The sequence below is a fragment of the Vibrio sp. 10N.247.311.13 genome (assembly GCF_041467595.1).
GTDB classification, from domain to species: Bacteria; Pseudomonadota; Gammaproteobacteria; order Enterobacterales; family Vibrionaceae; genus Vibrio; species Vibrio crassostreae_C.
Genome location: NZ_JBFSUX010000088.1, coordinates 1 through 11,735, shown reverse-complemented (window position 1 = coordinate 11,735; position 11,735 = coordinate 1). Strand labels below are relative to the sequence as shown.

Here is an 11,735-nt window from a genome sequence, read left to right as displayed (position 1 = left end):
CGTAGAGGACTTTCACCTCCTAGATCAACGCCATGCTCGGCGCACAAACAAAAAGGCTCCCACAATGGGAGCCTTTTAAGTTTTAACGTATTTTGCTTATTAAGCTAAGCATTCGCTAACGCATCAGCTTATTTTGCTGGAGCGCCGCTTGCTTGATTCATGTATTGGAAGAAGTCAGTCTTCGGATCCAGTACTAGAATGTCGCTCTTATCGCTAAATGATGTCTCATAAGCTTGCAATGAACGCATGAAGCCGTAGAACTCAGGATCTTTGCTGAACGCATCAGAGTAGATCTTCGCTGCTTCTGCATCCGCATCACCACGAGTGATTCGAGCTGTACGGTCAGCTTCAGCAAGAACTGTTGCCACTTCTAGCTCAGCTTGAGCACGGATAACTTCCGCTTTCTCACGACCTTGAGAACGGTGTCTACGAGCAACCGATTCACGTTCTGCACGCATACGGCGGTAGATAGATTCACTGATTTCGTCAGGAAGGTTAATCTTCTTCATACGAAAATCAACAACTTCAACACCTAAATCAGCCATCGCACTTTCTGCCGTTCCAGACAAAACGTTTTCCATGATCTTATCGCGTTCGCCATCAACTTCTAGTGCTTCTGCAGCCGCTACCGTTGTGACGACTTCGCTATCAGCAGAGTCTGGCAGGATGTCCTTGTTGCGAGGGCCTGACACGATCTGCTTAATTTCACGAGAACCAATTTCAGAACGAAGAACATCTGTCACTTTACGCTCAAGAAGTGCTTCTGCCGTCATGATATTACCGCCACCGGTACTCAGATAGAAACGTCCAAAATCAGCAATACGCCATTTTGCGTAAGTATCAATTAGAACGTCTTTTTTCTCTGATGTTACGAAACGGTCAGAACGGCCATCCATCGTTTGAATACGAGCATCAAGTACTTTTACGCGATCAAACATCGGTAGTTTAAAGTGCAGACCTGGTTCATAGATTCGTGATACGCCGTTGTCATCGAGAACTCGACCAAAACGAATTACCATGCCACGCTCACCTTCTTGAATCACAAACACTGACATCAATAGAAGGGCAATCGTCACAACTAATACAGGGATCATTAATTTACGCATTATTAGTATCTCCCTTGGCGTGAACTGTCTGAACGAGTTTGAGTGCTAGGCTTTGGATCCGCTTGAGTTTCTAACTCAATTTGATCGTAAGTTGATGATGCTTTTGCAGGGCGAGAGCCCGACTGAGAACCACCTTGTGCGCCTAGCTTATCAATTGGTAGGTATAGCAAGTTACCGCTTGATTCAGAATCAATCAGGACTTTCGATGTGCTTGAGTACACTTTTTCCATTGTATCTAGGTACATACGGTTACGTGTTACTTCAGGAGCAGCTTGGTATTCAGGTAGCAGTTTCTCGAATTGAGCAACTTGACCTAGAGCACCATTAACTGTGCGCTCTGAGTAACCCACCGCTTCTTTCTTCAAACGCTCAGCACGACCTGTTGCTTTTGGAAGAATGTCATTTCGGTAAGCTTCAGCTTCACGTTCAAAACGCTCTTCATCCTCACGAGCCGCGATAGCATCATCAAATGCATCTTTCACTTGCTCAGGTGGACGTGCTGACTGGAAGTTCACGTCAACAATCAGAATACCCATGTCGTAGCTATCAATAATACGGTTCAACGTTTCTTGAGTGCTTTGACGAATCTGCTGACGACCACTTGTCAGGATACTATCCATTAGTGAGTCACCAATTACCGCACGAAGCGCAGAATCGGTTGCTTGGCGTAAACTGTCGTCTGCATTCGTTACACGATACAAGTACTTGTATGGGTCAGAAACACGGTATTGAACACCCATTTCAACGGTCACAACGTTTTCATCTTTCGTTAGCATCGTGCCAGCAGCACGTAGAGAACGAATCGCTTGAACGTTTACTAGTTGCTCATCACTGATTTCATCGATGAAGCGTGGGTGCCAGTTAAGACCAGGTTCTTCGATACGGTCGAACTGACCCAGTCGAAGTACTACTGCTCTTTCTGCTTCGCCAACGGTGTAGAAACCAGCGAAGAACCAGATAGCAATAGCAATAACGGCAATGACACCAAAGCCAATTGCACCGCCACCACCAATAGATGGCCCGTTACCGTTGCCACCCTTTTTACCAAACTTGCCACCTAACTTTTGACTTAGTTTATTAAACACTTCGTCTAGATCTGGCGGTCCTTGATCTCGGCCGCCGCGATTATTTTTATTACCCCAAGGGTCATTATCGCGGCCGTTATTATCGCCGTTGTTGTTATTTCCAGGCTCATTCCACGCCATTAGAAAGCTCCATCATTTGATATGACGTTATACTGTAGCAGTCTCTTTGGTAACGATAAAGTCACCTAAGAGCGCCCCTTCTCTTTTTTCAAGTTTAGACCAATCTATTTGTTGCATTCGGATATCTATCAACAAGTTACCATTTTCATCATACTCTTCCTGTTGAATACATTTCATCTCGAAGAATAAGCTGCGAATGCGACCCTGATGTTGATGTGGAATACACAACCGGAATTGAACCATCTGGCTAGCTAAACGCTCAGTTAAAGCTTCAAACAGTAGCTCAATACCTTCTCCTTCCATTGCAGAAACCCAAACAGCGCGAGGTGCGCCCTCTTCGTCTCTTTCAATTCGAGGTTTTTGGTCTTCCATGCAGTCAATTTTGTTCATGACTACAAGGGTTGGCACTTCATGAGCATCGATTTCTTCTAATACTTCATGAACAGCCTGAATGTTCTCACGAAAACGGTCATCACTGGCATCAACAACATGTAACAAAATGTCAGCTTCCTGCGTCTCTTGTAATGTTGCCTTGAACGCAGCGACCAAGTCGTGTGGTAGATGACGGATAAAACCTACGGTATCTGCGAGAATTGCAGGCCCGACATCTGCCAAATCAATCTTACGTAGTGTTGGGTCTAGGGTTGCAAACAGTTGGTCTGCCGCATAAACACCAGCACTTGTGATGCGATTGAAAAGTGTTGATTTCCCTGCGTTGGTATAACCAACCAAAGAAATTGTTGGGATTTCAGCTCGATTACGAGCACGTCGTCCTTGTTCACGCTGCTTAGCAACTTTCGCTAAACGACGTAGTATTGCCTTTATACGGTCACGCAACAAACGTCGATCGGTTTCCAGTTGAGTTTCACCTGGACCACGAAGACCAATACCACCTTTCTGCCTTTCAAGGTGAGTCCAACCACGAATCAACCGGGTAGAGATATGACGAAGCTGAGCGAGCTCAACTTGTAGCTTACCTTCATGAGTTCGCGCACGTTGTGCAAAAATATCTAAGATCAAACCCGTGCGATCAATCACACGACATTTACACAATTGCTCGAGGTTGCGCTCTTGGGCAGGAGAGAGGGAGTGGTTAAAAATCACAATTTCAGCACCGGTCAGCTGAACAGCTTGTGCGATTTCTAAGGCTTTACCTTCTCCAACGTAGTATTTAGGGAGTGGGGATTGTCGGCTACCAGTAATCACTTGTAGCGTTTCTACCCCCGCTGAGGAGACCAGCATTTCACATTCGCTTAGATCTTCCCATTCTCCCTCTTGCGTGAAGTTGATATGAACAAGTACGGCTCGCTCGCCGGATTCATAACGGTCAAACAAGCAACCAACTCCTTATTACAGCGCAAGCTGTACAAATTGAACGATTAATCTTCAGTCTTCTCTGGACGATCAGATGGCGTGCGTTGCTCGCCGCTGTGGTGACTAACTGCGCGAGCAGGTACCACAGTAGAAATCGCATGCTTGTAAACCATTTGGTTTACTGTGTTCTTCAATAAGATCACGAATTGATCGAAAGACTCGATCTGACCTTGCAGCTTAATGCCGTTAACAAGATAGATAGAGACTGGAATGCGCTCACGACGGAGTGCATTTAGGAATGGGTCTTGTAGCGATTGCCCCTTAGCCATTTTATTTTCCTTATTTGTATTTTGTTGTAATTATTTAGCTAGTGGTGCACAAAAAGGTGCGGCCTTTGCATCTGAGCTAAATGAATAAAAAAACTCCGTTGTTATTGAAAGGCTGTGATTTTTTAAAAGCCTCAATAACGGATCCTTTCCAGAGTATATTCACGCAAAAGCGATCACATTATACACAGCAATACTAATCAGATGCTATTGCATCTGAAAGAGTTTCTAACGCTTGATCAATGTTTTCGCTATCTAACCAAGTTAAATCATCCCAACTGCGCAACCAGGTGATTTGTCGCTTGGCCAACTGACGGGTTGCACAGACACCACGGAAAACCGCTTCGTCTAAATCACAATTACCGTCTAAATAATCCCACATCTGCCTATAACCAACGCATCGGATCGATGGCAGTTCAGGGTGAAGATCTTCTCTGGCGTACAACGCCTTCATTTCATCTTCAAACCCAGCTTCTATCATCTTCTCGAAACGCAGCTCAATGCGGCGATGGAGTTCAGTCCTTTCCTTGGGAGCTATTGCAAATTGTTTTACACGAAATGGCAGGCTATCGCCTTTCGTTTGAGTTAGCTCTGTTAATGTTTTACCCGAAATTCGGTAAACTTCCAATGCCCTTGAAAGCCTTTGTGGATCATTTGGGTGTATTCTTTCAGCGGATACGGGATCTATCTCTCTTAATTGATCGTGCAATGCCTGCCAACCTTGTTCGATAGATTCCGCTTCAATCTGCTTACGAATCTCTTGATCCGCGGCTGGTAATGGCGATAAACCTTCCAACAATGCTTTGTAGTACAGCATTGTGCCACCAACAAGTAACGGGATTTTGCCTTCCGCTACAATCTTATTCATTTCATTGATCGCATCACGACGAAAATCTGCCGCAGAATACGCTTCGCTTGGATCCAAAATATCAATCAAGCGATGAGGCGCGAGCTCAAGCTCTTCCGCATCCGGTTTAGCGGTACCAATATCCATGTCTTTGTAGATCAATGCCGAATCGACGCTGATGATCTCTACAGGGTATTTCTGACGTAAGCGGATAGCTAAATCTGTTTTTCCTGACGCCGTTGGGCCCATTAAAAACAACGCTAAAGGTAATTTTTCAGTCATGATATTTTGTATTTGCTTCTCTGTTTTAGCGCTTTTTAGCAAAGGGCTTTGTGTCGCGACGTATTCAGCTAAAAAGACAAAGGTCGTCGCGAAAAAATTAAACCGTAAACGCGGCTATAGTCGCTGAAAAGTCGATAGGATTAACAAACTCTGGATCATCTAATGGAAGTAGACCATGCCAAAGTTGTTCTAGTTCCCCAACTAGTTGAACCGCTTCAGATAAAGTGTAGTCGCTTTTTACTTGTGCGGTTTGAATCCCGATCCAGTTAACCAAAGCTGACAACATGTCATTAGGTTGCTTCACTGCACCCTGGGCATTTATTGAAGCCGCGTAAGATAACAGATCTGGGATCAAAATTTGTAAGTTTTGCTGCCTTAAAGGAGAAGGCACGCCCATCACCATTACCGCCTCGCTGTTTCGCGCCTTAAGCTCAATCCCCAGTAATGCCAGAGTTTGACTCAGCGCCTTAGCAACTTCGACAAGTTCACTACCCAGCTTAATCGATAAAGGCACCAATAGTGGTTGGCTTTTTAACGCACCACCTCGAGTATCAAGCTGACCAACAACACGCAATAACTCAGCCTTAGCCAAGGAAACCAGCACACTGCCGTTCTTATTGCCCATTACCAGATACTGACGTTCCACAATCGAGACCGCTTTGCCCAAGTCCGTCACAGGTGCTCTTGGCTTCAAGTTAACGGGATTCTGTTGAGCAGGCTTAGCTTCTTTATTTTCTTTATTTTCTTTATTTTCTAAGTTGTCTCTGGTTTCTACTGGTGCCACATGCTCTTGAGAAAGTGAAGGCTGTACAACTTGCTCATCAAAATCTGGCGTTTTCAGAAGCTCTTTATAGGCTTTCACTTCTCGCTTAGATGGCGCGGGTTCACCATGATGTTGGTGTGGCTCTTTCTCTTTTTTAGGTTCAGGTCGAGACTCTATCCACTCTTGGCGAGAGGAACCGGTAAAACTGCTGTCACTAGTAGCCGAGCTTCGGCCAGCAGATGAACTTGAGCTGGTTGATGGAGCATAGTGTCGCCCACCATCATTAACGCTGTGTTGAGGCTTATCAAAAGCGTGCTCTGATTCTGCTTTTCTCGGGTAGGCAGGCGTTTGCTCAATAGCGTGTCGCACCCTATCCGAAACTTGGGTTTGATCCGAACTGCTAGGCATTACGCTTTCTGGCTCAGCGAAACTTGCAACACCATCAACTGCAGAGCTCGTACTATCTTGCTGATGATGAATCACTTCTGACTGATGAAAAGCCGACTGATTGATTGGTGCAGCATCGATCTGCTTGCTCTGTGCTAAACCATCACTCAATGCTTGGTAAATAAAGTCATGCACAAGGCGCGCTTGATGAAAACGCACTTCATGTTTTGCAGGGTGGACATTCACGTCCACCTGATGTGGGTCGAGTTCAATGAACAACACATACGTCGCGAATTGGTCTGGACGCAGGCTGGTTTCGTAGCTTTGACGAATCGCATGATTGATCAGCTTGTCACGCATCATACGACCATTCACATAGCAGTATTGCAGGTCGCTTTGTTGTCTTGCTCCTTCTGGCGTGGTGATCCAGCCATGAAGTTTTAGGCCTTGATGCTCAAGTTCGATCTTAAGCATATGACGAACAAAAGGATTGCCACATACCGCAGCGATTCGCTTTTCTGCTTGAACTTGTGTTTTTGCAGCGCGGTACTGACGAATCATCTTGCCGTTATGACGAAGGTTGATCGTCACATCAAAACGACTCAATGCGATGCGTTTAAGCAACTCATCAATATGGGTGAATTCAGTTTTCTCGGTGCGTAAGAATTTGCGGCGTGCTGGCGTATTAAAGAACAGGTCCAACACCTCAACCGAAGTGCCAATAGGATGCGCCGCAGGCTGCAGTTTCACCTGCATATCACGGCCTTCACTGTGTGCTGCCCAAGCTTGATCTTGAGTGGCAGGGCGTGAAGTCATGGTCAAGCGCGCAACCGAGCTAATACTCGCCAGCGCTTCACCACGGAAACCGAGGCTGACGATCGCCTCTAGGTCATCAAGAGTGTGGATTTTGGAGGTAGCATGACGACTCAGTGCCAAGGCAAGCTCATCTTTTACGATGCCTTTACCATTGTCACGAACGCGGATCATCTTGGCGCCACCTTTCTCGATATCAATATCGATACGAGTGGCACCCGAATCCAAACTGTTCTCAACCAACTCTTTTACAACAGAAGCGGGTCTTTCTACCACCTCACCCGCTGCGATTTGGTTAGCTAACCGAGCTGGCAGTATTTTGATCGTCATATTTATAGCTACCTTACTGCCATTGATGGAAACGCTGCTACGTTTGCACTAGTTCTTATTTTTTATCATTGATATACCTGAAGCTGTTTAGCATTCCCAAGACTACTTGTGAGGAATAATCAACACTTGGCCGATAGCTAGACTGTCAGTTCTTAGCTTATTCGCTTGGCGAATGCTGTTGACGCTCACGCCGTATTTCGAAGCTATCTTGCCAAGGTAATCACCTCTTGCAACTTTGTGTTTGCGCAGAGGAACATCTTTAACTTCAACCGTAATACGTAACTTTTGGCCTACTCTCACCGTCTCTGATTTCAAACGGTTCTCACGTTTAATATCAGCCACCGACACTTTATAGCGGCTGGCGATCTTACCTAGGTACTCTCCAGACTTAACCGTGTGAGTGATGGTCTTCGTTTTAACCGCACTGCTTGATGATGAAGTTGAAGCACTGCCTGGAATCTTAAGTACTTGGCCAATTGCTAGGCTGCTCGATTTCAGATTGTTGAACTTCATCAACGTCTGTGTCGACGTACCATACTTGCTCGCAATCACAGACAAAGACTCACCACGAGAGACTTTATGTTGGCTCACGCTGCCCGTTGATGACGTTGCGTTAGACAAGATAATCCCTTCAGGCGGGTTAGCCTTCAAATACTTAACCACCGCTTTAGTCACTGCTCGTGCCAATTTATCTTGGTGCGAACGTTGGAAAAGAAGCTTCTCTTCCGTCGGATTCGAAATAAAACCTGTCTCTACCAGTACTGATGGGATCTGTGGTGAACGTAATACTGCTAAGCTGGTGTTAATCGGCTTGCTATTGTGCAGTTTCGCAACCTTACCCATTTCAGACAGAATTGCCGTTGCCAGTTTGTAGCCCTCTTTTTGAGAGTGGCTAAACTGCAAATCAAGCAGGGTTTGGTTTACGTTCTTATCATCAATATTGCTTGTGAACGCTGCACCGCTACCACCAAGCAATTCAGACTGTTTCTCTTTATTCTCAATCCAACGAGAGATCTCTGTATTTGCGCGTCGAGTGTTCAATACAAACACTGAACCACCTCTTGGTTGAGGCGTCGTAAAGGCGTCGGCGTGAATAGAGATCAACAGGTGAGCTTCATTCTCTCGAGCAATCGCAACACGTCGATTCAGGTTCACAAAGTAATCAGCATTACGAGTCATACGAGTTTTGATCCCCGGGACCGCATTCAGTTGAGCTGCTAACTTCTTAGAAATACTCAGAGTCGCGTCTTTTTCGTATTTACGCGTAGGACCAATCGAACCTGGGTCTTCACCACCGTGGCCAGGATCAATCACAATTAGAATATCTTTCTGGCGCTTAACCTGATTAATGTTCTTACTTACCGTTGGCTTACTCGGTGTCGATGTCGCTTTACTTGCCGCACCATGAGGTAAGTCGATCACCAAACGGTGTCCATACTGACCACCTGGGGTCGGGCTCAGTTTGAATAATTCTGCTTTAGACGACTTCTTTAACTCAAAAACCAAGCGATAGGTGTTTTTGTCTGGCGGTGAGCTCTTACGAATCTTAGATAGAACAGGGCTGTCTTTCACCTCGACCGGTAACTTAGTCGCAAGACTGGTATTTTTTAAATCAACCACTAAGCGACTCGGGCTACTCAGGGTGAAATAGCTAAAGTCCGCTTCTGATTTTAAGTCGATAACCACACGAGTTTCTTCTGGAGAAGGCCAAACCCTTAAACTTTTCAGTGAGTTTGCAGAAACAAGTGAAGAAAACAGTATAGAAAAAACAGCAGCCATCATGGCCACTGTTGAAATAAGGCGTTTAGAAATCAACATAACTCCAACTGACTAAGTAAGCGCTGTCCGTATTCACTATTAGCGGTTAAAGAAACAACACGGTGATCGTCTTGGTAACGAATATCAATATCCAAATCGGCTTCTGGTAGCATCCCATAACCTTTCTCAGGCCACTCAACCAAACAGATAGCATCCGGCGTAAAATAGTCACGAATTCCCATAAACTCTAACTCTTCAGGATCTGCTAGGCGATAAAGGTCAAAGTGGTACACCTGCCAATCTGCAAGTTGATAAGGTTCAACTAGAGTATACGTTGGGCTTTTTACATTTCCTTGATGGCCAAGTGCTTTTACAAAGCCACGACTGAAAGTCGTTTTACCTGCGCCAAGATCACCATGCAGATAAATAGTCGTCTGCTGTGAGCAAAGATTCGAAAGCTCCGTTCCTAATTGAATCGTTGCTTGTTCATCTTTCAAAGTAAATTGTTTCGTGCTCATGAATACGTTCTCTAAAAATCGATCGTTGACTATATAAAAATCAAAAGAACAAGAATAGTAAACCGTGATGCTTTTGGGAGACAAGCACTCAAGTGTAAGTTCTATGAAAAATACTGCTCAAAACGCGTCTGTTCTGGTCAACACCACTAAGATCCGTTAAGATCCGCCCCCATTTTTGCCGAACCTAATTTTAATTAGCCTTATCTCTAATTGTAAAACAGAGAAAATAAGAAATAAGCCATGAATCTAGACCATCTTGCTGAAAAAATTAAAATCTGGGGAAAAGAGCTGGGCTTTCAAAAAGTTGGCATCTGCGATGTTGATTTAAGTGAACACGAAGCCCCTCTTCAAGCATGGCTAGATGCTGGCAACCACGGCGAAATGGATTGGATGGCTCGACATGGGATGATGCGTGCACGTCCTGATGAACTTCACCCAGGCACAATTCGAGTGATCAGCGCTCGAATGAACTACCTACCACCAGAAGCTCAGTTCGCCTCTAACCTAAGCGATACCACTCAAGGCTACATCAGCCGCTATTCTTTAGGCCGCGACTATCACAAATTGTTCCGTAACCAGTTGAAAAAGCTAGGACAAAGAATTGAAAAAGAGGTCGAGGGTTTAGACTCACGCCCTTTCGTCGATTCAGCGCCCATTTTGGAAAGACCACTCGCTCAAAAAGCAGGGTTGGGCTGGACAGGTAAACACTCATTAATTCTTGATAAAGACGCTGGCTCTTGGTTCTTTCTAGGGGAGCTGTTAGTTAACATCCCTCTTCCCACGGATGAACCCAGTGTTGATGAGTGCGGCAAATGCACCGCATGTATCACTTCTTGCCCAACGGGTGCCATTATTGCTGATGGCGTAGTGGATGCTCGCAAATGTATCTCGTACTTAACCATTGAATATGATGGTGTGATCCCTGAAGAGTATAGAGATGCCATTGGTAACCGTATCTACGGTTGCGATGATTGTCAGTTAGTTTGCCCGTGGAATCGTCATGCCGAACTCACAGAGCAAACAGACTTTCACCGCAGAGAAGATTTCCAAGAAGCCGATCTGGTTTCACTTTCAAGTTGGGACGAAGCAACCTTCCTAAAGAAAATGGAAGGCTCAGCAATCAGACGTATCGGCCACACCCAGTGGTTACGCAATATCTTTGTTGCGATGGGCAATGCACCATTTCAACAACGCATTATTGAAACCCTGGAGTCTCATCAAGGCAAAAACGAAATGCTTGATGTGCATATTGAGTGGGCTTTGAATAAACAACTACAGCAGTTACCCAACGCTAGCAGTGTGCAAGAAGATAGCTCTACGCAGAAAAATAGCTGTGTGCAAAAAAGTAACAGCAAAATCTCCACCAAAAAGCACAGACTGATACGTATAGTAGAGAAAGGACTACCAAGAGACGCCTAGCCCTTTTGGTATCAACGATTGACAGCGACACCCACATCGATAGTCCAATATTTAAGACAACTCGTTGCACATAATTTTAGAACAATGTTTGACCTTGTTCTCAATTCTAACAATGTGGAAAAAATTCAGAACTCTCGTAAACTTCCGACACCCGAGCAAAGTTAAACACAGTACCGATAAATGATTAAGATCAAAAAACAACAAGTTAACGATCTTTTATTAAATCCAAGATAGGCATCCAACTTGATAAAAAACAACAAGTTACGATCGCTGCAATTCATCTAATATATTGAAAACAAGAAAGATCTTTTAGGGATAGGCAAAGAATTAAGCCTGAAACAACTTTATCAACCAAGTTATCCACACCTAACATTTTGTGGATAAGTCTGTTTATAGATGTGAAAAACCTCAAGTGTCTGCTTCAGAGACCTGATATTTACTAGCATTTCAGTTGCTAAGAAAAATTTAAGACAAAAAAATATCCACCATGATGGAGGATTATTTGCTTTTTTGGGGGATTATGCTTCGCAGCATTAAAGAAAGAGCGTGACCTTTGCGGTCGCCTTTAAACACAGAGGTTTAAAGTACTTATTAGCTTTTTTAGAAGAAAGCTGGAGCGATACATCGGGTTCGAACCGATGACCTCAACCTTGGCAAGGTTGCGCTC

At 44.7% G+C, this 11,735-nt stretch carries 9 protein-coding genes; 1 reads left to right on the top strand and 8 read right to left on the bottom strand.

The window, feature by feature from the left end; genetic code table 11:
• Positions 1-128 precede the first annotated feature (128 nt).
• The 8 genes from hflC to tsaE form a co-directional block, all read right to left on the bottom strand.
• Entirely contained in the window at positions 129-1,106 is a 978-nt protein-coding gene (hflC, locus tag AB6E52_RS21855; RefSeq protein WP_017059930.1) for a protease modulator HflC, read from the bottom strand.
• 2 nt (positions 1,107-1,108) lie between these two features.
• Entirely contained in the window at positions 1,109-2,311 is a 1,203-nt protein-coding gene (hflK, locus tag AB6E52_RS21850; RefSeq protein WP_017063176.1) for an FtsH protease activity modulator HflK, read from the bottom strand.
• Between the two features lie 27 nt (positions 2,312-2,338).
• Positions 2,339-3,646, bottom strand: a complete 1,308-nt coding sequence (gene hflX, locus AB6E52_RS21845) for a ribosome rescue GTPase HflX (protein ID WP_017059928.1) — start codon at positions 3,644-3,646, stop codon at positions 2,339-2,341.
• A gap of 44 nt (positions 3,647-3,690) precedes the next feature.
• On the bottom strand, positions 3,691-3,954 hold the full coding sequence (gene hfq, locus AB6E52_RS21840) for an RNA chaperone Hfq (RefSeq protein ID WP_017059927.1): 264 nt from the start codon (positions 3,952-3,954) through the stop codon (positions 3,691-3,693).
• A gap of 193 nt (positions 3,955-4,147) precedes the next feature.
• Positions 4,148-5,080, bottom strand: coding sequence for a tRNA (adenosine(37)-N6)-dimethylallyltransferase MiaA (miaA, locus tag AB6E52_RS21835; RefSeq protein WP_017059926.1), 933 nt, complete (start codon positions 5,078-5,080; stop codon positions 4,148-4,150).
• 97 nt (positions 5,081-5,177) lie between these two features.
• A complete protein-coding gene (gene mutL / locus AB6E52_RS21830; RefSeq protein ID WP_102320573.1) occupies positions 5,178-7,373 on the bottom strand; it encodes a DNA mismatch repair endonuclease MutL in 2,196 nt (731 codons plus the stop codon).
• A gap of 102 nt (positions 7,374-7,475) precedes the next feature.
• Positions 7,476-9,191: an N-acetylmuramoyl-L-alanine amidase gene (locus tag AB6E52_RS21825; protein ID WP_102320572.1), complete on the bottom strand. Its 1,716-nt coding sequence runs from the start codon at positions 9,189-9,191 to the stop codon at positions 7,476-7,478.
• Positions 9,185-9,649 carry a tRNA (adenosine(37)-N6)-threonylcarbamoyltransferase complex ATPase subunit type 1 TsaE gene (gene tsaE, locus AB6E52_RS21820; RefSeq protein ID WP_017059923.1) on the bottom strand — a complete coding sequence of 155 codons (465 nt, stop codon included), beginning with the start codon at positions 9,647-9,649 and terminating at the stop codon, positions 9,185-9,187. Before tsaE ends, AB6E52_RS21825 begins: the two co-directional genes overlap by 7 nt.
• A gap of 240 nt (positions 9,650-9,889) precedes the next feature.
• On the opposite strand from tsaE, the gene queG reads away from it, so the two are divergent.
• Entirely contained in the window at positions 9,890-11,068 is a 1,179-nt protein-coding gene (gene queG / locus AB6E52_RS21815; RefSeq protein WP_017059922.1) for a tRNA epoxyqueuosine(34) reductase QueG, read from the top strand.
• Positions 11,069-11,735 lie beyond the last annotated feature (667 nt).

Bases quoted from the DNA above. Each gene is read 5' to 3' on its own strand.
- hflC (WP_017059930.1), bottom strand. From the start codon at position 1,106: ATGCGTAAATTAATGATCCCTGTATTAGTTGTGACGATTGCCCTTCTA.
- hflK (WP_017063176.1), bottom strand. From the start codon at position 2,311: ATGGCGTGGAATGAGCCTGGAAATAACAACAACGGCGATAATAACGGC.
- hfq (WP_017059927.1), bottom strand. From the start codon at position 3,954: ATGGCTAAGGGGCAATCGCTACAAGACCCATTCCTAAATGCACTCCGT.
- miaA (WP_017059926.1), bottom strand. From the start codon at position 5,080: ATGACTGAAAAATTACCTTTAGCGTTGTTTTTAATGGGCCCAACGGCG.
- mutL (WP_102320573.1), bottom strand. From the start codon at position 7,373: ATGACGATCAAAATACTGCCAGCTCGGTTAGCTAACCAAATCGCAGCG.
- AB6E52_RS21825 (WP_102320572.1), bottom strand. From the start codon at position 9,191: ATGTTGATTTCTAAACGCCTTATTTCAACAGTGGCCATGATGGCTGCT.
- tsaE (WP_017059923.1), bottom strand. From the start codon at position 9,649: ATGAGCACGAAACAATTTACTTTGAAAGATGAACAAGCAACGATTCAA.
- queG (WP_017059922.1), top strand. From the start codon at position 9,890: ATGAATCTAGACCATCTTGCTGAAAAAATTAAAATCTGGGGAAAAGAG.